Source organism: Planctomonas psychrotolerans (genome assembly GCF_008642235.1).
GTDB lineage: Bacteria > Actinomycetota > Actinomycetes > Actinomycetales > Microbacteriaceae > Planctomonas > Planctomonas psychrotolerans.
In genome coordinates this window covers 1,669,580-1,692,389 of sequence record NZ_SJEV01000001.1, presented here as the reverse complement: position 1 = coordinate 1,692,389, position 22,810 = coordinate 1,669,580, and the positions used below count along the sequence as shown (strand labels likewise).

The window sequence follows — 22,810 nt, the reverse complement described above, 5'->3', positions numbered from 1 at the left end:
GCCTCTGCCACCCCCCCCTGGGCCGGTACGGGCGGGCGCCCCGGGTGGGGGGCCCCCCCGGCGCTCATCCATCGGTAGGTGTTCGTTGCCGTGTTACTCGGAGAGGGTGAACGGCTCGGTGACCTTGTCGGCGTTCTCCTTGGTGATCAGGATGCAGTCGAACGCCTGCTTCTCCTCGGCGACGCCGGTCTCACCGGTCCGGATGAAGGAGTCGGCCTGGATGACCGCTTCCTTCGCGAACGTGGCCACCGGCTGGAGCACGGTGTACTGCAGCTCACCGGCCTTCACGGCCTCCACAGCATCGGGGGATCCGTCGAAGCCGCCGACCTTGACCTGCTCGAGCTTGCCGGCCTCCTTCAGCGCCGCGATGGCACCGAGGGCCATCTCGTCGTTGCCGGAGATCACACCGGTGATGTCGGGGTTCGCCTGCAGGATCGACTGCATCTTGTCGTGACCCTCCGTGCGGTCCCAGTTGCCGACCTGGCTCGCGACCTGGACGAGGCCCGGGTACTGCGAGATGACGGTCGCGAAGCCGTTCGACCGGGTCTGCGCGTTGTTGTCCGAGGGGGATCCGAACAGTTCGGCGTAGTTCGCGGTGTCACCGACGGCCTTCACCCACTCCTGTGCACCGAGGGCGGCGCCCTGGGCGTTGTTGGAGACGAGCTGCGCCTTTGCGAGACCGGTCTCGTTGATCTCGGCATTGACGAGGATGACCGGGATGCCCGCGGCGTCGGCCTTCTTCACCGCACCGACCGAGCCGGATGCGTTGGCCGGGTCGAGGATGATCGCGACCGACTGGTTGGTGATGGCCGTGTCGATCAGGTTGCTCTCGGTGTTGGTGTCACCGAGCGACGCGGCGACGTTGGACTCGTAGCCGAGCTCCTCCGCCTGAGCCGCGGCCACGTCACCTTCGGTCTGCCAGTAGGGGTTGGACGGGTCGTTGACGATGATCGAGATGAGGCCACCCTCGGACTCGCCCGAGGAGCCCGAGGCTCCGGGCGCTGCCTCGGGGGTTTCTCCTCCTGAGGCGCATCCGGACAGGGCGAGCGTGAGGCCCGCGCCCGCGGCGAGCACCGTTGCCAGCTTGCGGTTCATAGTGTTTCCTTTCGCTGTGCCGCGGTTGACGGGAGTCAACCGCGGGTCTTCTCGGGGACGGCGCCGGCGGGTGCCTGGGCGTCGGAGGTGGGAGAAGGGGTCGTGGGGGTGGACTGGTCGTCGGATCGACCACCACCGGAGCGACGGGGCTTGCCCGTGTACTGCACGGAATTGAGAAGGACCGCGAGCACGATCACGGCACCGGTGAACACGGTCTGCCAGTACGAGGAGACGCCGATGATCACCAGGCCGTCGGAGAGGAACCCGATGACGAAGGCACCGAGCAGGGTGCCGCGCACGTTACCGATTCCGCCGGAGAGGGCCGCACCACCGATGACGACGGCCGCGATGGCGGTCAGCTCGTAGGAGTTACCCGCCGTGGGGCTCGCACTCGTGAGCTCGGAGGAGAGGATCAGGCCGGCGATGGCGGCGAACAGACCGGACAGCACGTAGACGCGCACCTTCACGCGCTTCACCGGCACACCGGACAGTTCGGCGGCGCGCTCGTTGCCGCCCGAAGCGTACAGCCAGCGGCCGAACACCGTGCGGTTCAGGAGAAGGCTGACGACGATGCCGACGATGATCATCACGAGCACACCGATCGGCAGCCCGAACAGGCGGTTGAACCCGAGCCAGTCGAAGCCGGTGTTGCCGAGGGCAGGGTCTCCGGCGAGGTTGTTGTAGGTGAGGCCGTTGGTCATCAGCAGCCCGACCCCGCGCACGACGTAGAGCATGCCGAGCGTCGCGACGAACGGGGCGACCCGGAACCGCGCGACGAGCACGCCGTTGATGAGACCGATGAAGGCGCCCATCCCGCACGACAGCACGACCACGACCCAGAGGGACGGGTACAGGGTGACGCCGCCGATGGGGACGCCCTGCATCAGGAAGCCCGCGATCACCCCGGAGAAGCCGAGCGTCGACCCGACCGAGAGGTCGATGCCGCCGTTCAGGATGACGAGCAGCATCCCCACTGCGAGGATCGCGTAGACGGCGACGTGCGAGGACATCGTGAGCAGGTTGCTGACCGTCAGGTAGTTCGGTGACAGCACCGAGAACACGACGATGATGGCGATGAGGGCGAAGAACGCCCGTCCCTGAAGCAGGAGACGGCCGAGGTCGAACCCGTCCGAGAAGAGCGCGGGGCGTCGCTGCCCGGTCGCGTTGGTGGTCATGGTGGGCTTCCGTTCGCTGATGGTCACGAGATCACGGCTTCGCCGGACGCGGCCATGATGGCTTCTTTAGTGGTGTCGGCGCCGAACTCGGCCGCGATGCGGCCACGGCTCAGCACGACGATGCGGTGAGCGATGCTGAGGCACTCGCCCACCTCGGAGGTCGTGTAGACCACGGCCAGTCCTTGACGGGCACGCTCGGCCAGCAGGCGGAACACCTCGGCCTTGGCGCCGATGTCGATGCCGCGGCTGGGCTCGTCGAGCAGGATGACGTCGGGGTCGGTGGCCAGCATCTTGCCGATCACGACCTTCTGCTGATTGCCGCCCGAGAGCGAGCCGATCATCGCGCCACCGCCCGCCGTCTTGACGTGCACGCTGCGGATCGAGTCGGTGACGAGGTCCGCCTCGCGGCGACCCGACAGGAAGAATCCCTTGACGAAGGACCCGATACTGGCGAGCGACATGTTGCGGCCGACCGTCATCGTCTGCACGAGTCCATCGCGCTGGCGGTCCTCGGGCACGAGGCCGAGACCCGCGTCGATGCGCTGCGCGATCGACAGGCCAGCGAGGTCGCGGCCATCCTTCAGGATGCGGCCTTCGCTGATCGGGTTACGGCCCGCGACCGCCTCGAGCAGCTCCGTACGACCGGCGCCCATCAGGCCGTAGAGACACACGATCTCCCCCTGTCGCACCTCGAGGTCGAGCCGGTCGACGACATTTCGGCCGTGGATCTCGGCGTCGGGAACGCTGACGCCCTGCACCGAGAGGGCGACCTCGCCGAACTCGTAACCGGTGGGCGGCGAGCCGAGGTCGAAGCCCTCCCCCACCATGGCCCGGACGACCCAGGGGAGGTCGATGTCGGCCGACACGGCGGTGGCCGTGACGGTACCGTCCCGGAGCACGACGGCGTGATCGGTGATCTCCAGCGCCTCCTCGAGGTGATGGGAGATGTAGACGATGGAGACGCCGCGGGCGGTGAGGTCGTGGATGACGGTGAACAGCACCTCGACCTCGGTGGCGCTGAGGGCGCTGGTCGGCTCGTCCATGATCAGGATGCGGGCGTCGACGGAGAGCGCTCGGGCGATCTCGATGAGCTGCTGCTGCCCGAGGCGCAGGTCGGCGACCTTGGTCATCGGGTCGATGTCCTCGCCGAGCTCATCGAGGACGGCCTTGGTCTGCCTGGCCTCCTCGGCGTAGTCGACTCCGGACGGACCCGTGATCTCCCGGCCGAGGAAGATGTTGTCGCGCACCGAGAGATTCGGCGCGAGGCTCAACTCCTGATGGATGATCGAGATGCCGCGCTCGCGGGCGTCGACCGTGTCGGTGAACGCGACCGGTTCGCCGTGCAGCAGGATCGTGCCCGAGGTCGGTTGCTCCACTCCGGACAGGATCTTCATCAGCGTCGACTTGCCCGCACCGTTCTCGCCGAACAGCGTCGTGACCTGGCCACGGTGGATCGAGAATCCCACGCCCTTGAGGGCGCGCGTCGCTCCGTACGTCTTCACGACATCAACGGCTTCCAGCACGACCTCCCCGATGTCTTGGGCTGTCCGCTCAGCCTGGCTCACTGGACTTCCAGTTCGGACGGCGTGACCAGCCAGCCCTGGGGGTTGATGAGCTGGAAGGCACCGGTCACGTCGATGGTCTTGCCCTCGAGTGCGGTCGTGTCGACGGATTCGAGCACCGACGTCTTCAGCTGCTCGTTCAGCGCGCTGGCCGCATCCTGGAACTCGATCTGGTTGGTGAACTGCCCGAAGCCGACCGTGCCCGTGGCGTCGCGCAGGTCGGTCCCGTTGATGGCCGGACCCGTCTGCACCCGGATGAGCACGTCCTCGGGCACGCCCTCGACCGTCACCGGGTAGATGCCGGCCTGGCCCGCGCCCACGGTGCCCGTGAACGTCACGGAGAACACCGGACCGGTGCCTCCCATGACGCCGTACTCTTCGCCCGCGGCGGCCGGGTCGGCGGCGATGGCTTCTGCCAGCGTCGGCGCCTCGACGGCGCGATCCGCGATGGCCTCCTGGATGACGGGGAAGTTCTCCTCGCCCCAGGCTTCGGCGGAGAACGCCTCGGGTCCGGCGCCGAGGTCGGAGTCCGCTCCGACGACCTTGGTGCTGAGCGCCATCGCCACGAGCAGCGCGAGAACGATCACGCCGGTGATGATGGTGCGCCGGGGCACCTTCGGCGCGGCAGGGCGGGGAGCGCGCACGGGGGTCGCCGTTGACGAGGCGGTCATCGCGGCACCGTCGCCATCAGCAGTCGGAGAGTGCTCGACCGACGGGCCGAGGACTCGGGGTCGGTGGGTACAGCGCGCATCATCGCGGCTCCGTTCGTTGGTCGATTCGGGGGCGGCAGCGGCGACGAACCGGTTCGGCATCGTTGACGCTGGGGGTGGGGGAGAACGAGGTGTCTCGAAGAAATTATGTTCTAAACATTCGTTCCACAAGTCCTCAGCCGATATTAGTACCCGAACCGAGATGAAATTCTGTTCTTGACTTTTGTTCAGCATCGGGTAGGTTCAGAGCGCCGCGAGGATGCGGCGATCCGATCCGATGGAGGCTCTCCTTGACCACGTCCACTACCGTCTCCGACATTCCGGCCACCATGAAGGCGGTCGTCGTGCACGGTCCCGAGGATTACCGCCTCGACACCGTCGCCGTTCCCACACCCGGTCCCGGCGAGCTGCTGCTGCGCGTGGACGCCGTCGGCGTGTGCGCCAGCGACCTGAAGTGCTATCACGGCGCCGCGAAGTTCTGGGGCGACGAGAACCGTCCGGCCTGGGCCGAGCGCGATCGCATCGCCGGCCACGAGTTCGTCGGCACCGTCGTCGCCGGCGACGACGAGGCGCTCACCAAGCGCGGCGTGGCCGTCGGCGACCGCATCGCCTGCGAGCAGATCGTGCCGTGCTGGGAGTGCCGCTACTGCCTGATGGGCGCCTATTGGATGTGCGGTCCCCACGACATGTTCGGGTTCAAGGGCTTCGACGGCGCGATGGCCGAGTACGTCCTCGTCCCGACGCGCGCCCTGACCCACCCCGTCAGCCGCGACCTCGCACCGCACGTCGCCGCTTTCAGCGAGCCGCTGTCCTGCGCCATGCACGCCGTCGAGCGCGGCAACATCCAGTTCAACGACGTCGTCGTCATCGCGGGTGCGGGGCCGATCGGCCTCGGCGCCATCGCCGGCACGCGTCAGAAGAACCCGAAGCTCGTGATCGCGCTCGACATGAGCGACGACAAGCTCGCCCTCGCCACCAAGGCCGGCGCCGACCTCGTGATCAACATCACGAAGGAGGATGCCGTGGCCAAGGTCAAGGAGCTCACCGAGGGGTACGGCGCCGACGTCTACATCGAGGCCACCGGACACCCCTCGGCCGTCTCGCAGGGCCTCAACATCCTGCGCAAGCTCGGCACCTACGTCGAGTACTCCGTGTTCGGGTCGAACGCCTCGGTCGACTGGTCGATCATCAGCGACGACAAGGAGTTGAACGTGCTCGGCGCCCACCTCGGCCCGCACTGCTGGCCGGCGGCGATCAAGCTGCTCGAGAGCAACATCCTGCCGATGGACGAGATCTGCACCCACCAGTTCCCCCTCGACCGCTTCCAGGAGGCACTGGATCTCGTCGGCGACAGCGAGGGAGGCTCGGTGAAGGTATCCATCGTGCCCTCGCTGACCGAGGCCACCACGTCGCCCGCCGTCCGAGGCTGATCCGCGTGACGATCCTCTACGACGACCCGGACGAGTTCGCGGACGATCAGCTGGCGGGTTTCCTGGCGCTCTACGGCGACCGACTGCGCGGCGTGCCGGGGGGCGTGGTCGCGCATCGGACCTCGGGCGCCTCACCGCAGGTCGCCGTGGTGATCGGCGGTGGCTCGGGCCACTATCCCGCATTCAGCGGCACCGTCGGTCCGGGTTTCGCGACCGGAGCCGTGGTGGGGAACATCTTCACCTCCCCCTCCGCCGCGCAGGCGTACTCGGTGGCGAAGGCCGCTCATCAGGGCCGCGGCGTGGTCTTCAGCTTCGGCAACTACGCCGGGGACATCATAAACTTCGGCATCGCCGCCGAGCGCCTCCGCAAGGAGGGCATCGACGCCCGCATCGTCGTCGTCACCGATGACATTGCATCGTCGGACGATGCGGCGAAGCGTCGCGGGATCGCCGGCGACTTCCCCGTGTTCAAGGCCATGGGTGCCGCCGCGGCCGAGGGGATGTCGCTCGATGAGGTGGAGCGCGTCGGCAACGCCTGCAACGACGCGACACGCACGCTCGGCGTCGCGTTCTCCGGATGCACGATGCCGGGTGCGGATGAACCGTTGTTCAGCGTTCCCGACGGTCACCTCGGGCTGGGTCTCGGCATTCACGGCGAGCCCGGCATCCGCGACATCCCGCTGATGCGCGCGGCCGACCTGGCCTCGCTCCTTGTGGAGCAGGTGCTGGCGAACCGGCCCGAGGGCGCCTCGACGAGGGTCGCCCCCATCCTCAACGGACTCGGCACCACGAAGTACGAGGAGCTGTTCCTGCTCTGGCGCCACGTCGCGTCGATCCTCGCCGACAACGGCGTGACGACGATCGAGCCCGAGGTCGGTGAGCTCGTCACGAGCCTCGACATGGGCGGGGTCTCGCTGACCCTGCAGTGGCTGGATGACGAACTCGAGCGTCTCTGGCGCGCTGACGCGTACACGCCGGCCTACCGCAAGGCCGCAGCGCCCGTCGCGGCGTTCGTCGTGCCGTCGCCCGACGAGGTCGCGGTCGGCATCGACCAGACCCCGCCGCCGGCGACCGATGCGGCGACGCGGATGGCCGACGTCGTGCGAATCGCGTTATCCGCCATTCATGACCTGCTCAAGCATGAGGAGCACGCACTCGGCCGCATCGATGCAGTCGCCGGCGACGGTGACCACGGACGGGGAATGCTCAAGGGCATCGGTGCAGCGGTCGCCCGTGTCGGATCCGTCGACGAGCGGGCCGGAGGCGCGTGGCTTCTGAGCCGTGCCGGTCAAGCGTGGGCGGAGTACGCGGGCGGCACCTCCGGGGTGCTCTGGGGCGCCGCGCTCGAATCGCTCGCCGAGTCCCTCACCGACGACCGCCAGGATTACACCGCCACCGATGTGGTTCACGGCGTGGACGCCTTCGCGGAGGCCATCGTGGACCTTGGCCGCGCGAGCGAAGGGGACAAGACGATGCTCGATGCGCTGCTGCCTTTCGCCCGCGCCCTGCGCGAGCGGGTCGAGCAGGGGATGTCCCTGTCCGACGCGTGGCGCGAGGCGGCAACGGTCGCCGTTGCGAGTGCGGCGGCCACGGCGGACCTGCGCCCCCGGGTAGGTCGCGCACGGCCACTGGCGGAAAAGAGCATCGGCACACCCGACGCCGGCGCAACATCGATGGGCATGATCGTCACCGTCGTCGGCAATGTGCTCGCGGGGGTGGGCGGGCACGACGCCGGCACGCCCGTCCGTGTCGACGACTAGCGTTCGGTCACCGCGGGGACGGGTCGGCCCTTCCGCCGGGTCCGGCCCTCCCCCGCCGGGCGAGACGATGCACGACCTGCACCGTGTCCGGGTAGAGCTGCCGGTAGTCGGCGTAGACGTCGTCGTAGAGCGAACGCCGGGCGGGATCGGGCCGGAGCACCTTTCCGGGCGGGTTCCATCGATCGACGTCCACCTCGGTGACGAGTCCCGCCGCCAGCAATGCCGATCCGAACGACGCGCCGATCGTGATCGACGGAACGGTCTGCTCGAGGCCGCACACGTCGCTCACGATCTGGGGCCAGAGATCGGTGGCGACCCCACCGCCCGCACCGACCAGAACGTCGACGGGTATGCCGTTCGCCATGAGCACCTCGAGGTGATGCCGCACTGCGTACGCCGTCGCTTCGAGCACGGCGCGGTAGATGTCGCCGCGGGTGTGGGTGACGGTGAGTCCCGCGATCACCCCACGAGCGTCGGGATCGGCGACGGGCGTGCGCTCCCCCGCGAAGTACGGCAGCACGACCAATCCGCGGGCTCCCGGTCCCGATCGCTCCGCCTCGGTCATCATCTCGGACCGGTCCCCACCCGTCAGTTGACGCAGCCAGTCGGTGATCGCACCGGAGGTGGCCATGCCCCCCGCGGCGACGGCCTCCCCCGGCTGCGCGCCCACGGTCGTGAGGAGGCCCGCGAGCGGGTCGGGCGCGTTCATCGGCGCGACGAGGAACATCGTCGTGCCGTACTGGAGGAATACTCGACCGGCGTACCGCGAACCGGCGCTCAGGCACTCGGCCCAGGCATCGATGGTGCCGAAGACCACCGAAACACCGACGGGGAGCCCGGTCGCCGCCGCTGCTTCGGCGGTCACCCTGCCCGCCTCCTCGCCCGGCCAGCCGAGTCGGGGCAGGGCGAGGCCCGGGGCCAGCAGGTCCGCCCACTCGGTGATCCAGCGATTCTCGGAGACGTCGTAGAGAGGCGTGCACTGGCTCGCCGAATGATGGTCGAGCACGTATTCACCGGTCAGCAACTCCACGATGCGCGACGATGGCATCGTGAAGCGCTCCGCCCGGTGCCAGACCTCCGGTTCGTGACGCGCCAGCCAGGCGAGCTTGACCCCGGCCGCCTGCGCGCTGAGCGCCGAGCCGGTCCGGGCCCGCATGGCGTCTTCGCCACCGAGCATCGCGGTCACCTCGTCGAAGAGGTCGACACTCCGGGTGTCGACGCCGTAGAGCACGGCCGGTCGGAGCGGCTCACCGGAGGCGTCGGTCAGCAGCACGCAGGGTCCCATGCCGCTGACACCGACCGAGACGATCTCGCAGTGCGGGGCGGCCGTCAACAGCTCGGCGACGAGGGAGACGAATTCCGTCCACCAGACGCGGGAATCCATCTCGACCCGGCCCTGGGCCGGCCGGTCGACCGCATGGGCGCGAGACGCCTCTCCGACGACACGACCACGGAGGTCGACGAGAACCGCCTTCGTGCTCGACGTGCCGATGTCGACACCGAGGACGGCCTGCATGTCCCACCTTCCCGGGGCGGCGTGTGTCGTTCGCGCCCGACTGAGAGCATAGGACGAGCGTCGGTGTCCCGGTCCGCGATCCGCGGCGTCGAGGTCGTACCGCTTGTGCTCCACTCCTCCCCCGCGTCGCCGCGAGAATCCCGCCCCAGAAAGGACACGAGTGATGGAACGATCGCTTCCCGCTCCCCCCTCCCGCCCGACCGTCGTCGTGGTGGGCTCCATCAATGTCGACCAGGTCATCTCCGTCGAACGACTGCCGTTGCCCGGTGAAACACTGATCGGCTCGTCGCTGACCCTCTTGCCCGGCGGCAAGGGCGCCAATCAGGCGGTCGCCGCGGCCCGACGCGGGGCAGCGACTCTCCTGATCGGTGCGGTCGGCGACGATGCGCACGCCGCCGCGGCATTGACGGTGCTCACGTCGAGCGACGTAGATGTCAGCCGGGTCGACGTCGTCGTCGCCCCTACCGGGTTGGCCGTGATCAACGTGAGCGTCGACGCCGAGAACACCATCGTCGTCGTTCCGGGAGCCAACGGCACGGTCGATGACGCGGCCGTCGAGCGTCACGCCGATGTTCTCGCCGATGCCGCCGTGGTCGTGCTCCAGGGCGAGATTCCCGCGTCGGGCATCGAACGGGCGGCCCGCCTGGCGGGCGGGCGCATCCTGCTCAACCTCGCACCGGTCATCCGCGTCGACCCGGCCGTTCTCCGCGCCGCCGACCCGCTCGTCGTGAACGAGCACGAGGGCGCGCTGGCGCTGCAGCAGTTGCGGCCGGATCGACCGGTGCCGGTCGACCACGCGGAGATCGTCGACGCCCTGCGCACCGAGGGGATCCCGTCGGTCATCATGACCCGCGGCGCGGCGGGCGTCATCGTGGCTGACGGGTCGGGAGTGCACGTCCTGCCGTCGCCTCGCGTCGACGCCGTCGACACCTCGGGAGCGGGAGACGCGTTCGTCGGGGCCCTCGGCGCATCGCTCGCCACGGGGGCCTCGCTCGTCGAGGCGGCCAGGGACGCCGTGCGTGTCGGTGCTTTCGCCGTCACGGGTGTCGGCACGCAGTCGTCCTACCCGTCGCTCGAGGACGAGCTTCCGAGCGTTCCGGCGTCGGCGCAGGCGGATGCGGATGCCGCTGCCAATGCCGATGCCGATGCCAATGCCGATGCCGAGCGTGGCGAGGCAGCATCATGAAGCGGGGCGGAATTCTCAACGCCGAACTGAACGCGGCCATCAGCGCACTCGGTCACGGTGATCTCGTCGTCGTGGCCGACTGCGGCCTTCCGCTGCCTCCCGGCGTGCCCGTCGTCGACCTGGCGGTCGTCCACGGCGTTCCCCCCTTCGCGGTCGTGCTGGACGCCCTCCTCGCCGACGCCGTCTTCGAGGGCTGCACGGCGGCCACCGAGAGCGAGGACACGACAGCGGGCGACCTCATCCGGCACCGCTTCGATGTCGTGGATCTCGTGACGCATGACGAGTTGAAGACGCTGTCGCGCAGCGCCCGCGTTCTCATTCGCACCGGCGAGGCGACACCGTATGCCAATGTCGTGCTCCGGTGCGGAGTCCCGTTCTGAACCATTCCGCGCGGACCGCGGTCCGGGGCCAGCGGAAGGAGCCGGGTATTCCGCCGCAGGAATGAGAGAAGGCCCAGCATGCGCCTGGGGGGTGGCGATGCTGGGCCTTCGGGGTGCACGCGGCTTCGGATTAGCTGCGCACACAGGACCGTCGAGGTCGGCACGATCACGGGGAAATCGCACGGCCTCAGTGGCAATCCTGCACTGACGCCTAGGGTGCGTTTCGTGCTGTCACCACGGTAGCGGATGTCCGCGCTTTGGGGGACACCTCGCGTACCCCCATAACGCGGGGTAGCGCGGGACCGTCCTCTCCCTGTCCTCCGTCGACACGGGAAATTCCGCGAGTGTCGAAGCCGGGCTAATCGGAATCCTGCCGATAGCGTGCGAGAACACCGTCCCCTCCCGAAGCGGGTTCCCCTTGCGCACTCACCTCTCCGCGATTCTCTCCGTCCTCGTTCTCGCGGGGGCGACGCTCGTTCCCGCGGCTCCGGCGGTGGCCGTCGACGTATCGGCCGACGACCTCTTCGCCGCCATCCCCGTCCGGACGGACTCGACCGCACGATACGACCGTGCGGCCTTCGAGCATTGGATCGACGCCGATCGGGATGGATGCGACACCCGAGCGGAGGTGCTCCAGCTCGAATCCTCCGTGGCGACGACCACCTGCCCGGTGAGCACCGGGGAATGGCGCTCCCCGTTCGACGGCGCGTCGTGGACGAACGCCGGGAATGTGGACGTGGACCACATGGTTCCCCTCGCCGACGCCTGGCGATCGGGCGCGGCATCGTGGTCCATGGAGCGTCGGCGCGACTTCGCCAACGATCTCGGGATCACGGAGACGCTGAACGCGGTCACCGACACCGTGAACTCATCGAAGAGCGACAGAGATCCTGCGGAGTGGCTGCCACCGCTCGCGAGCTACCGATGCGACTACGTGATCGACTGGATGGTCGTGAAATATCGCTGGGCGCTCGCGATGGATGCCGTGGAGCACGCGGCCATCGACGCCGAACTGGACGCGGAGTGCGGTGCCGTGCCGGTGTCGCTCCCCGCGCGGGCCGCGGCCGAAGAAGTGCTCGCACCCGTGGTGCGTTACGAGGGGAATGACCGGTTCGCCACCGCCGTGAGCATCTCGCGGGAGTACGAGCCGGGTGTCCCGGTCGTCTATGTGGCGACGGGAGCGAACTACCCCGACGCGCTCAGCGCCGCGGCCGCGGCGGCGAAGCAAGGCGGCCCGCTGCTTCTCACCTATCCGGGCGAGCTCCCTGCCAGCGTTCGGAACGAGCTCATGCGGTTGCAGCCGCAGCGCATCGTGGTGGTGGGTGGACCTACGGTCGTGTCCCCGGTCGTGGCCGATGAACTCCGCGGCTACAGCGCCGTGGTCGACCGAGTCGCGGGTTCGGACCGCTACGAGACGTCGCGTCGACTGGCCGATTACGCCTTCGGTCCCGGCGGCGCGGCTCGCGCCTATGTGGCCACCGGTCGCAACTTCCCCGATGCCCTTTCCGCCGGCGCGGCAGCGGGGAGCACCGGAAGTCCGGTCCTGCTGGTGGACGGTCTGGCCGGGAGCATCGATGCCGCCACCCGCGCGCTGGTGCTGCGACTGGCGCCGGCCGACGTGGTCGTGGTCGGGGGAACCAACACCGTTGTCTCGGGCGTCGAGAATGAGCTTCGCCGACTCGCGCCCACCCTCCGCCTGGGTGGCTCGGACCGCTACGACACCAGTCGCAGGATCAACGCCGAGGCCTTCGACGACGCATCCCGAGTGTTCCTCGCCACGGGTGTGAACTTCCCCGACGCCCTCGCCGGAAGCGCGTACGCCGGGTCGGTGAGCGCGCCGCTCTACATCGTTCCGGGCGGCTGCGTGCCGGGCGACATCGCTGGCGACATCACCCGATTCGCTCCCGCTCAACTCGCCCTGCTCGGCGGAGCGGATGTGGTGAGTCGCGCGGCCGAGAACCTCACCGTGTGCCTGAACACCCCGCCCGTGAACGTGTCACTCGAGTGCCCGAGTGGCATCGTGCTGCGAGCGAGCAACATCAACCCGGTGCCCGCCACGGTGGACTTCGAGCTCGACCGCAACCGCGATGGTCGGGCGGATGATGTCCGCGCCGGCATCCCGATGCCCGCTCACACCACCATCACGGAGCGATTCCTGCCGACCCCGGGAGAGGACACGACCGGCACGGTTCGCATCCGGTTCCAGGACCGCATCATCCACAGCCAGGATGTGCACGTCGACTGCGTGACCCCGCCGCCGCCGGCTCCTCCGGCACCGCCCGCACCGCCCGCGCCTCCCGCACCGCCCGCACCGCCCGCTAACCCGGGTAACACGAAGAATTGCGGAGACTTCGGCACCCAACGCGAGGCGCAGGCGTGGTTCGACAGGTACTACCCGTTCTACGGGGACGTCGCGCAGTTGGACAGCGACAACGACCGCATCGCCTGCGAGACGCTGCCGTAGCCGTTAGGCGGGAGTACGCCACACCGACACGTGCGCCTTCGGGCGGCAGATCGATGCCTCCGCCGTGCGCAACGGAACGACTCCATAATCGTCACCTACTCGTGTCGTGAGCACGATGCGGCGGACCCGTTGCACGTGGAGCATGACGCTAGAGTCACGTTCATGTCCCGCCCTCGCCTCCTGGTTATCGTCGCCGGTTTGTCCCTCGCCCTCACTGGTTGCACGACCGCACCGCCGCAGACGCCCACGCCCTCCGCAACAGCGACGCAGGCAGAGCCGAGCGTGACAGCGACTCCGGCCCCTAGCCCGACACCGACACCGACACCGACACCGACACCGACAGTCACGCCCACACCAACTCCCGCCCCGACGCCGCCGAGTACCTTGACGATCACGCTCGATGGAGTGAGCTACACGGTGGGTGGCACCGCCGACACTCTTTCTTACGACGACGGGAGCGGAATCGTCGATCTCCTCAGCGGCCTGAGCGGCTCGGAACCGGCCGTGACAGACATCGAGGACCCCTGGGGCAACGGCACAGTCGTGGGCTCCAGTTACGAGTGGGAGGGCATCGTGGTCAGCGTGTACAACGGCCGGGCGGGCGTGGCGATCTCGGTGCCCGAAGTGGGCGACACGAAAGTACAGACCCCGGAAGGCATCTCCGTGGGATCGACCCGTGCCGAGGCGATGGCTGCGGGGGCGTGGACGGTATGGGACCAGGACGGTAACGGGAACGCCAACTATCTCGGTATCGGGTCTCGAGAGGTCCCCGATACGAGGTCGCTGAGCAACCCCGGTTCGGTGGGGATCGAGTACCTCATGCTGGTGCTGGCGGACGACGCGGTAGGGGCGATCCACGTGCCGGCCAATGACTTCAGCGATATTTGACCGCCGGTCCCGGACTAGCGCACGAACTGTGCCATCGCTCCGTCCACGCGCTGCAGCGCCATCCGCTGTGCGTGGGAACATCTCCTATATGGACCCGAGCCGACGTCGTGTCTCCAGCGGCGCAACGGACCTCGGGACGACGGTTTCTCGTCGCCGGGAGCCCGGCGGCTATGGCGGTGTGGTCGTCCGCTCCGCGCCTACTTCTCTGCTGCGCCTCAGCGGGACGAGTGACCGGACACTATTGCTTCCGCAGCACGGATCAGCGTTTCCTGCTGATTCTGCGTCGGCGCAGAGTAGCCGAATCGCACGCCTGCGGTGATGGCGAGGCGTCGACGTCGCTCATCGCTGGATTCCCGTCGGCGTAACGCCGAGGGTGTTGAGCATGGCCTCGACTCTGAAGACGATCTGGTCACGGATTGCGCGGACGTCCTCGATAGGCAGTCCGGCAGGGTCGGTGAGGTCCCAGTCCTGGTACGTTTTGCCGGGGTAGATGGGGCAGGCGTCGCCGCAGCCCATCGTGACGACGATGTCGGCGGCTTGCACGACATCGTCGGTGAGGGGCTTGGGGAACGCCTCGGCCACGTCCAATCCGAGCTCGGTGATCGCGGCAACCACCGAGGGGTTCAGTTCGGCGGCGGGCATGGAGCCGGCGGAGCGCACGTGCACGCGACCGTTGGAGAGGGCGTTGGTGATGACGGCGGCCATCTGGGAGCGGCCGGCGTTCTGTTCGCAGATGAACAACACCTCCGGCACGTCGTGCGCGAACGCACCCTTGGCCTGGGCGAGGGCGGTGAGCCGATCCGTCGCGAAGCGGACGGTGTGACCGGCGAGGTGCGCTTTGACTTTCGAGGTGCGGAGCAGTCCGGTGTAGGACTCGAGCACGTATCGCTCCACGGTCTCGGCGGCGAAGATTCCGGTGAATCGCTCGCTGAGCTCTTCGGCGACTCGGCCGAGGTACGCTTCCGGATAGGTGAGGCCGGGGAGTGTGCGGCGGGCGCTGACGTCAGTCATCGCGATCAGACCGTCGCGGGAAGCAGCTGGGCGAGCAACGCCTCCACGCGCGCCCTGATGTCGTCGCGGATCGGGCGGATCTCGTCCAGGCTCTTGCCCTTCGGGTCGGTCAGCGCCCAGTCCTCGTAGCGTTTGCCGGGGAAGATCGGGCAGACGTCGCCGCAACCCATCGTGATCACGACGTCGGACTCGCGGACCTGGTCCGTCGTCATGAGCTGGGGGACGGCGTGCGAGATATCGATGCCCTCCTCCGCCATCGCCGAGACCGCCATGGGGTTGATCTGGTCCCCTGGCTCGGATCCTCCGGAGAGCACCTCGACGACCCCGCCGGACAGAGCGCGCAGATATCCGGCGGCCATCTGGGAGCGGCCCGCGTTGTGAATGCAGACGAACAGGACGGTGGGCTTATGGGTCATGGGATTCCTTCCTCGAACCCCTAAAGCATAGACCGTGATCTATCAGTCGGTCGAGAACTGCCGGTGAGGATTCACGGAGCGTTCACACTCAGCGTCGCCAGAAGCGCACGGACGCGCGCATCAATGTCGTCGCGGATCTCCCGCACCCGCGCGAGCGGTAAGCCGACAGGGTCCTCGAGGTCCCAATCGAGATAGCGGCGACCGGGGTAGATCGGGCAGGCGTCGCCGCAGCCCATCGTCACGACCACGTCGGAGGCGCGCACGACCTCGTCGGTGAGGGGCTTGGGATATTCGCCATCGATCGAGACACCGATCTCGTCCAGAGCTGCGACGATGACGGACCGCACGGCGTCGGCGGGGGCGGATCCCGCGGTTCGCACGCGCACCTTGTCCCCAGCGAGGTGCCGCAGGATCGCGGCGGCGAGCTGGGATCGTCCGGCGTTCTGCACGCACACGAACAACACCTCGGGCGTCGCCCCCGATCCGGCCGGAGTGGCGGCATGCAGGGCGCCGAGCCGGTCGGCGGCGAAGCGAGAGGTGAGCGAAGGCAGGTAACGGGTGACACGGGCACGGTCGGCGAGGAGGTTGTGGCTCTCGCGCACAAACCGGTCGACCGTAGCCGGCGAGAACGTGCCGGCGAAGCGATCGGAGAGATCGGCGACGATCCGATCGAGGACGTCGTCCTCGACCCGTGGCACCTCGGGCGCGGCACGGAGGTAGTCGCTGACCCGGTCGAACTGCTCGGGAGCGATCGAGTACCAGACGTTCCGTCCCTCGGGCGAACGGACGAGCAATCCCTCCTCCACGAGAGCGCGGACATGATGACTCACCGTGGGTTGACGAAGCCCGAGAGCGGCTGCCATCTTCCCGACGAGCTGTCGACCTTCGGCACTGTCGAGGATCATCGACGCGATCTGCGCCCGAGTGGCGTCGGCGAGGAGTCGCAACGCACTCACCGAACTTACGCCACTCATAGACGTCAGTCTATGCGAAGCTAGGCGGGTGACCACGCCTCCGCCCGCCCTTGTCCGCCGAATCGCCGCCGAATTCCTCGGCTCCGGGGCGCTGGCGGCCATGGTGGTCGGTTCCGGAGCCGCCGCGGTGAACCTCACCGACGATGTGGGCGTGCAGTTGTTGATCAACGCCATCGCCACCGCGTTCGGGCTGTTCGCCCTCATCACGGTCCTCGGGCCGATCAGCGGGGCGCACCTCAACCCCGTCGTGTCGGCCGTGGACCTGGCCTTCGGCTACCGGGGCCCGCGGGACATCGCTCCGTACATCGCCGCACAGGTGCTCGGCTGCATCAGCGGCAGCGTCCTCGCGAACATCATGTTCGAGGTTCCCCCGGTGGCGTGGAGCACGACGGATCGGATCAGTGCCGGGCATCTGATCGCCGAGGTCGTCGCCACGGCGGGACTGGTCGTCGTCATTTTCGTATTGGCCCGGACCGGACGCGCCGCCTACGCCGCCGGTGTCGTGGCCGCGTACATCGGCTCGGCGTATTTCTTCACCAGCTCCACCAGCTTCGCCAATCCCGCCATCACCATCGGCCGGATGTTCTCCGACACGTTCGCAGGAATCTCCCCCGCATCGACGCCGCTGTTCATCGGAGCGCAGATCCTCGGCGGTGCGCTCGGCTACACCGTGGTCCGAGTGCTCATCCCGCGGCACTCGCCGGTGTCATAACGCCGCGTCACGCGATCACCCTGACGACTGAAGGCTTCGACGAGACAGTCGGCCAGCCGGCGAGGCGTCGGCGTCTCTTCTTACATCGGGCTCCGGGATGACCCGGACCGAAGAGCTACCAGCATCACCTGTCGCATGGAAGGGAGACGACCCGTCCGGAACGGGGGTCCATCATCGCCCCCCGAAGTGGGGTCCGCGCTTTGGAGGACAGCGCGGATAGTCTCGGCTCACGCGTTCGAATCCCCCCAGGCTGCGGATGTCGTCCTGCGCTTCACGTGTCAGGTGCACCACTGGTAAGCCCGACGCTGACCACTCCCCCGAAGTGGTACCTCCCCGAAGAGGTACCACCCTCTCCCCCGAAATGAGCTCACCCATGCCCGAACGCGCCCACAACACCGCCCGCCGTATCACTACCGCCCTTGTCCTGCCCGGAGTTGTCGCCGGCATGCTGATGTTCGCCCCGCCAGCTACCGCAGCGGCGAGCTCAGTCACCGGCAGCTGCAACGGAGTGACGAATCAGTTGTCGCACCGCGGCGCCGTGCAGCCGAACCTGCTGAAGGCCGCGGCCCGGCAGAACGCCGGGCAGATCGCGGTGCTGACCGCCGAGCGGGCCACGCTGGTCACCACGCAGGGCAGCCTCACGGCGCAGGTCACCGCGGCGGAGAAGGAGATCGCCGCGCTCGACGCTGAACTCGCCACGCTGGTCGGGAAGATCGACACCACGACGATGTCGTTGACCCAACTTCAGGCGGACAAGGCGACGCTGACCGCGGCGATTGCCGCAGCGAACACCGAACTGGCGACGCTGCAGGGGCAGAAGACAACGCTGGTGAACCAGATCACGCCGTTGCAGACGCAGCTGACGACCGCACAGACCGAGCTCACCGATCTGAACGTGAAGAAGACTCAGGCCCTCGCCGACAAGGCGACCAAGCAGGGTGAGCTCGCCGCCGCCAAGACCCGTCTGGACAGCGCGACCGCGGCAGCGACCACGGCTCAGAGCACCGTGAACGCCCAGGTGACGGCGGTCGAAACCGCTACGAAGGAGTTGGCCGACGCGATCGCCGCAGGCAACACCGTCCAGGGGGTGGTGGATGCCGCGGAGAAGAAGCTGGCGGACGCCCGCCTCGCGCTGCCGGGGCTGGAGGCGACTGCTAAGACTGCTGACATCAACGCCGCCGCGGCGACCGCTGCGGTGGTCAAGGCCGAGGAGAACCTGCGCCTGGCCGGGCAGAGCGTGATCACCCTGACCCAGCAGATCGGTGCTATTGACGCCAGGCTCCCCGTCCTGCAGACCGAGATCGCCGGCCTCCAAGGGGACATCACCACTAAGAACGTCGAGATCGCCGCGAAGCAGAAGGAGATCGCTGCCGCGACCGCGACTCCGGTCGCCGACGCCGCCGCGCTGCGGACGCAGCTCGCTGCTCTCGAAGCAGAGCTCGCCGGGATCAAGGGCAACGCGGACAAGAGGAAGCAGGAGTTGAACGCGTCGATCACCGCGAAGAAGGCGGAGATCGTCGCGGCGGAGCAGCTAGCCGCGAGCAAGACCGCATTGATCAGCGCCCTGAACGGTGACCTGGTCACGCTGCAGGGGCAACTGGCTACTTTGAACTCCGCCCTGTCGGCCAAGCAGCAAGAGAGCAATAACCTCCAGCAGCAGCTCCCGGGCCTGCAGTCGAGCCTGGCGGGCGCCACCGCGCAGGTCACCTCCGCCACCGAGACGTTGGCCGGCGCCAAGACCGCTCAGCTCGTCGCGAACACCGCCGTGACCGACGCCGACGCCGCGGTGACCGCCACGAAGACGGAAATCGCCGCGCTCGAGGCCGCTGTACCCGGCCTGATCGAGGATGCGACCGCCGCCGAGGCCGAGATCACGTCGAAGCAGGGCGAGCTCATGGCCCTTCAGGATGCCCTGCCGGGCCTGCAGGCCACCCTCGCCGCTGCCAACGCCGCGGTCAGCCTCGAGACCGCCGAGGTCAGCCACCTCGATAGTGAGGTCTCCAAACTGGTCACGACTCTGGGCACGCTGAACACCTCGATCACCGCTGCGGAGAAGGCGATTCTGTCGCTGCAGAACCAGCTCACCCCGCTGCAGACCTCCCTCAACACGCTCACCCAGCAGGTCAGCGACGCAGAGACGGCGCTGACCACCGCAAAGGCCGATCTGAGCACCATCGACGCCAAGATCGTCACCGAGTCCGCGACCCTTCGGACCCTGGAGAGCGCCAAGAAGGTCAACCGTGACGCGGTTGCCGCACAGAAGACCGTGTTGGCCGGCCTGCACGCCCAGTACAAGGCGGTTCTCGACCGGATCGCCGCGATCGACGGGACGATCGACCTCGGCGGCTGCCTCGCCTGACAGCACCGTTAGATCAGCAGTGCCACGGCAGGCCCCCGGATGACCCCGGGGGCCTGCCGACGCGTCATCCGGAAGGCGGGAGTCTCCTGCTACCGGGCCGCCGACATTCAGTAGGCAGGACGCATCCGCCCTAACGACTGAAGGCTTCGACGAGACAGTCGGCCAGCAGGCTGTCGAGATCGGCGTGCACGCCACGACGTCGGAACCATTCGACGACATTGCAGCAGTCCCGCTCGAGCAGGTCGACCCCGGTGGGGTTGCTCACCACATCGACCAGTTGCGGGACGTCGATCACCACCACGCGGCCGGCGTGCACGAGGAGGTTGTACGCCGACAGGTCGCCGTGAGCGAACCCTGCCCGAGCTATGCCGAGGAGGATCTGCACGACCTGCGCGTAGAGGTCGGGCAGGGCGGCACTCCCCTTCGGTATCTGCGCGAGCCGCGGCGCGGCCGTGTGCCCGTCACCGATGAACTCCATCAGGATCTCCGTGCCGCTGATCTGCACCGGGTAGGGCACGGCCACTCCGCGGGCGTGCAGCACGCTAAGCGCATCGAACTCCGCCGCAGCCCACAGGCCAGCCTGCACGTTCCGCCCGTACGAACTGCCGCGGGCCATCGCCCGCCGGTCACGGGTGTTCCGCACCCCGCGTCCCTCGCGGTATTGGGACGACCGGTGGAAGTCCGAGTGGTCGGCGCTACGGTAGCGCTTCGCCGCGAGCACGACGGCGGAGGCCTCGGACGCGCCGAGCTGCACGTCGGCCGGCACCGCTCGCTCGATCAGAAAGACGTCGGCTTCCTTGCCCGACTTCACGACGCCGAGTTCGGTGTCGATGGCGGCTGCGGAGGTGACGACCCAGGCGGGGAACGGGCGGGGCCCCCGCTGGGTGGGAGTGGTCGCCGGCCAGGTGGACCAGCGCTGGTCGCCGGCGGGAGTGATGGCGGAGAAAGTGGGTACGACGAAAGGGTCGGAAGGGGTCAACGGTGTCTCCAGAACGGAGGCCACCGGAGCGCGATCGGCTCGGTTAGACGGCGGCCTCGGGGGATGAGGGGTGCGGGGTCTTCTCGCTCGTCGCAGTCATGCTCATCACCCCTCTCATTCCTCGTCGCCGGATGCCTCGCTCACGTTAGCGCCGCCCCAGCATCCTGTCCAGAGAATCTCCCGAATCTCTCGAATCACCGGTCACGATCACCGATCACCGATCACCGATCACCGATCACCGATCGATGTCGATGTCCTTCGTCTCCTTGCCGATCAGCAGCGCCACGAAGGTGATGACGGCCATGACGGAGAGGTACACGCCCACGAGCACAGGGCTTCCGTCGGCGAGGCTCCACAGCCAGATCGCGATGAACGGGGCGACCGCGGCACCGAGGATCGACGCGACGTTGTACGAGACACCGGATCCCGTGTACCGCACGTTGGTGGGGAAGAGCTCGGGCAGCAGCGCCCCCATCGGACCGAAGGTCATGCCCATCAGCGTGAAGCCGAGCACGAGCCACAGCATGACGCCCGGGAAACCGGCGCCGAGCAGCGGCACCCAGAGCAGGCCGAACACGATGATGGCCCCGGTGACCAGCAGAAGGGTGCGGCGGCGGCCGTACCGGTCGGCGAGCGGCCCGGACACCATGGTGAAGATGCCGAAGAACACCACACCCGCGATCATCATGAGCACGAACGTCGTGTAGTCGTAGCCGAGGCCGGCGACCGGCGCATCCGTCGCCGCACGCCCGTAGGACAGCGAGAACGTGGTCATCAGGTAGAAGAGCACGTAGGTGGCGAGCATGAAGAAGGTGCCGAGCAGCAGTTCGCGCCAGTTGTTGCGGAACACGGCGGTGAGCGGCACGCGCACGAGCGCTCCCGACTCGGCCTTGTTGGCGAACGTGGTGCTCTCCACCAGGCGCAGTCGCACCCAGAGCCCGACGATCACCATCACGGCGGAGAACAGGAACGGGATGCGCCAGCCCCACTCGAGGAACGCGGTGGAGGGGCGGGTCGGGTCATCCGACGGGAGCAGCGCCGCGATGAGTAGGAACAGTCCGTTGGCGATGATGAATCCGATGGGTGCTCCCAGCTGCGGGAACGTGCCGTACCAGGCGCGCTTGCCCGCGGGCGCGTTCTCGGTGGCCACGAGCGCGGCACCGCTCCACTCACCACCGAGCGCGAAGCCCTGGGCCAGGCGCAGGATCACGAGCATCAACGGGGCGAACCAGCCGACCGCGGCGTACGTGGGCAGCACACCGATCAGGAAGGTCGCGATGCCCATGGTGAGCAGTGCACCGACGAGAGTGGCCTTGCGGCCGTGCTTGTCGCCGAGGTGTCCGAACACCACCGCACCCAGGGGGCGGGCCACCATGGCCGCACCGAACAGGGCGAACGATGCGAGCAGTGCCGTCGTCTCGTTGCCCGGGGGGAAGAAGAGGTAGGGGAACACGAGTACAGCCGCCGTGGCGTACACGTAGAAGTCGTAGAACTCGATCGTGGTGCCGATGAGGCTGGCGAGCACGACGCGGGAGCGGGGGTTGGCCGGTGTGCGAGCGGCCGTGAGCTCTGAGGCAGGACTGGACATGGGTTCTCCGAACGACGAGGCGACAGTCAAGCGTAGACCCCGATTCGAGGCAGTCTTTCAGCTAAGCCCGTTTTGTCGACGGGCCAACAGATCGATGAGGCGCTCCGGGGTCGCCAGGAGTGAGCGTGACGCCGGATCGTCGACCATGCGGCGAAGCAACGCGGATGCGGCCCGCACGGTGCGCACCCAGTATCCACCCACGTGGTGGCGGGTCAGCGGGGCGGTGAGGACCGACCCGTCGCGGAGGGCGATCGTGATCTCCCCCTCATCCGGTTCGTCGCTTCCAAGACCCCAGTCCCCCGCTATCCCGGCCAGCAGGCCGATGACGACCGTCGTCGCGAGACCCGGCCAGCGAAACCGGGTCTCGGCCACGCGCAGCGTCGCTGAGGTTACGTCCGTCCAGGGGATGTGCCGCGCATCCGCTTCGAACCGCCGAAGAACGAGCGCTGCCGGCGTCAGTTCCACGTGCGACCCGGCCGAGTCACCCAGCACCAACGCGTTCGCCGGAAGCTCGAGGGGACCGAACCGCTTCACCTGTCGACCTCGGCCCGGGCAGGAACGGACACTCGGTCGAATCTCGGCATGCCCCATTCTCGCAGCGCCGT

General features: G+C 68.2%; 19 protein-coding genes. 8 read left to right on the top strand and 11 right to left on the bottom strand.

Features of this window, described 5'->3' with window-relative positions:
• Window positions 1-93: 93 nt before the first annotated feature.
• From EY822_RS07655 to EY822_RS07640, 4 genes are read right to left on the bottom strand one after another with little or no spacing between them, the layout of a single operon-like run.
• Window positions 94-1,095, bottom strand: coding sequence for a D-ribose ABC transporter substrate-binding protein (locus EY822_RS07655; RefSeq protein WP_150307725.1), 1,002 nt, complete (start codon window positions 1,093-1,095; stop codon window positions 94-96).
• 35 nt (window positions 1,096-1,130) lie between these two features.
• Window positions 1,131-2,270: an ABC transporter permease gene (locus EY822_RS07650; RefSeq protein WP_150307724.1), complete on the bottom strand. Its 1,140-nt coding sequence runs from the start codon at window positions 2,268-2,270 to the stop codon at window positions 1,131-1,133.
• Between the two features lie 23 nt (window positions 2,271-2,293).
• Window positions 2,294-3,793 (bottom strand): sugar ABC transporter ATP-binding protein, encoded by a 1,500-nt coding sequence (locus EY822_RS07645; RefSeq protein ID WP_227497121.1) that lies wholly within the window; start codon window positions 3,791-3,793, stop codon window positions 2,294-2,296.
• A 38-nt stretch (window positions 3,794-3,831) separates the two neighbouring features.
• Complete coding sequence (locus EY822_RS07640; RefSeq protein WP_150307722.1) at window positions 3,832-4,503, bottom strand: DUF2291 family protein; 672 nt, start codon at window positions 4,501-4,503, stop codon at window positions 3,832-3,834.
• A gap of 329 nt (window positions 4,504-4,832) precedes the next feature.
• On the opposite strand from EY822_RS07640, the gene EY822_RS07635 reads away from it, so the two are divergent.
• Entirely contained in the window at window positions 4,833-5,972 is a 1,140-nt protein-coding gene (locus tag EY822_RS07635) for a zinc-binding dehydrogenase (RefSeq protein ID WP_319803465.1), read from the top strand.
• 5 nt (window positions 5,973-5,977) lie between these two features.
• The gene (locus tag EY822_RS07630; RefSeq protein ID WP_150307721.1) at window positions 5,978-7,732 is read left to right on the top strand and encodes a dihydroxyacetone kinase family protein; all 1,755 of its coding nucleotides are present in this window, start codon (window positions 5,978-5,980) and stop codon (window positions 7,730-7,732) included.
• Window positions 7,733-7,739: 7 nt separating this feature from the next.
• Here the strand turns inward: EY822_RS07630 and EY822_RS07625 are convergent, their stop codons facing one another.
• Entirely contained in the window at window positions 7,740-9,248 is a 1,509-nt protein-coding gene (locus tag EY822_RS07625) for an FGGY-family carbohydrate kinase (RefSeq protein ID WP_150307720.1), read from the bottom strand.
• A 163-nt stretch (window positions 9,249-9,411) separates the two neighbouring features.
• Between EY822_RS07625 and EY822_RS07620 the strand changes: the two genes are divergently transcribed.
• From EY822_RS07620 to EY822_RS07590, 4 genes are all read left to right on the top strand, one after another.
• Window positions 9,412-10,434: a ribokinase gene (locus EY822_RS07620; RefSeq protein ID WP_150307719.1), complete on the top strand. Its 1,023-nt coding sequence runs from the start codon at window positions 9,412-9,414 to the stop codon at window positions 10,432-10,434.
• On the top strand, window positions 10,431-10,814 hold the full coding sequence (rbsD, locus tag EY822_RS07615) for a D-ribose pyranase (RefSeq protein ID WP_150307718.1): 384 nt from the start codon (window positions 10,431-10,433) through the stop codon (window positions 10,812-10,814). Before EY822_RS07620 ends, rbsD begins: the two co-directional genes overlap by 4 nt.
• 418 nt (window positions 10,815-11,232) lie before the next feature.
• Window positions 11,233-13,278: a cell wall-binding repeat-containing protein gene (locus tag EY822_RS15395; RefSeq protein WP_227497120.1), complete on the top strand. Its 2,046-nt coding sequence runs from the start codon at window positions 11,233-11,235 to the stop codon at window positions 13,276-13,278.
• Window positions 13,279-13,662: 384 nt separating this feature from the next.
• A complete protein-coding gene (locus tag EY822_RS07590; protein ID WP_227497119.1) occupies window positions 13,663-14,166 on the top strand; it encodes a hypothetical protein in 504 nt (167 codons plus the stop codon).
• Between the two features lie 339 nt (window positions 14,167-14,505).
• Here the strand turns inward: EY822_RS07590 and EY822_RS07585 are convergent, their stop codons facing one another.
• From EY822_RS07585 to EY822_RS07575, 3 genes are all read right to left on the bottom strand, one after another.
• The gene (locus tag EY822_RS07585; protein ID WP_150307715.1) at window positions 14,506-15,177 is read right to left on the bottom strand and encodes an arsenate reductase ArsC; all 672 of its coding nucleotides are present in this window, start codon (window positions 15,175-15,177) and stop codon (window positions 14,506-14,508) included.
• Window positions 15,178-15,182: 5 nt separating this feature from the next.
• A complete protein-coding gene (locus tag EY822_RS07580; RefSeq protein ID WP_150307714.1) occupies window positions 15,183-15,593 on the bottom strand; it encodes an arsenate reductase ArsC in 411 nt (136 codons plus the stop codon).
• A gap of 71 nt (window positions 15,594-15,664) precedes the next feature.
• Window positions 15,665-16,567, bottom strand: a complete 903-nt coding sequence (locus EY822_RS07575) for a metalloregulator ArsR/SmtB family transcription factor (RefSeq protein ID WP_150307713.1) — start codon at window positions 16,565-16,567, stop codon at window positions 15,665-15,667.
• Between the two features lie 28 nt (window positions 16,568-16,595).
• On the opposite strand from EY822_RS07575, the gene EY822_RS07570 reads away from it, so the two are divergent.
• Window positions 16,596-17,279, top strand: a complete 684-nt coding sequence (locus tag EY822_RS07570) for an aquaporin (RefSeq protein ID WP_150307712.1) — start codon at window positions 16,596-16,598, stop codon at window positions 17,277-17,279.
• Window positions 17,280-17,652: 373 nt separating this feature from the next.
• Window positions 17,653-19,638 carry a coiled-coil domain-containing protein gene (locus EY822_RS07565; RefSeq protein WP_227497118.1) on the top strand — a complete coding sequence of 662 codons (1,986 nt, stop codon included), beginning with the start codon at window positions 17,653-17,655 and terminating at the stop codon, window positions 19,636-19,638.
• A 130-nt stretch (window positions 19,639-19,768) separates the two neighbouring features.
• Here EY822_RS07565 and EY822_RS07560 read toward each other — a convergent pair whose 3' ends face one another.
• The 3 genes from EY822_RS07560 to EY822_RS07550 all read right to left on the bottom strand — a co-directional run bounded on the left by EY822_RS07560 (window position 19,769) and on the right by EY822_RS07550 (window position 22,739).
• On the bottom strand, window positions 19,769-20,617 hold the full coding sequence (locus tag EY822_RS07560) for a serine protein kinase RIO (RefSeq protein ID WP_227497117.1): 849 nt from the start codon (window positions 20,615-20,617) through the stop codon (window positions 19,769-19,771).
• Window positions 20,618-20,852: 235 nt separating this feature from the next.
• Window positions 20,853-22,205 carry an MFS transporter gene (locus EY822_RS07555; protein WP_150307709.1) on the bottom strand — a complete coding sequence of 451 codons (1,353 nt, stop codon included), beginning with the start codon at window positions 22,203-22,205 and terminating at the stop codon, window positions 20,853-20,855.
• A gap of 57 nt (window positions 22,206-22,262) precedes the next feature.
• The gene (locus EY822_RS07550) at window positions 22,263-22,739 is read right to left on the bottom strand and encodes a hypothetical protein (RefSeq protein ID WP_150307708.1); all 477 of its coding nucleotides are present in this window, start codon (window positions 22,737-22,739) and stop codon (window positions 22,263-22,265) included.
• Between the last annotated feature and the right edge of the window lie 71 nt (window positions 22,740-22,810).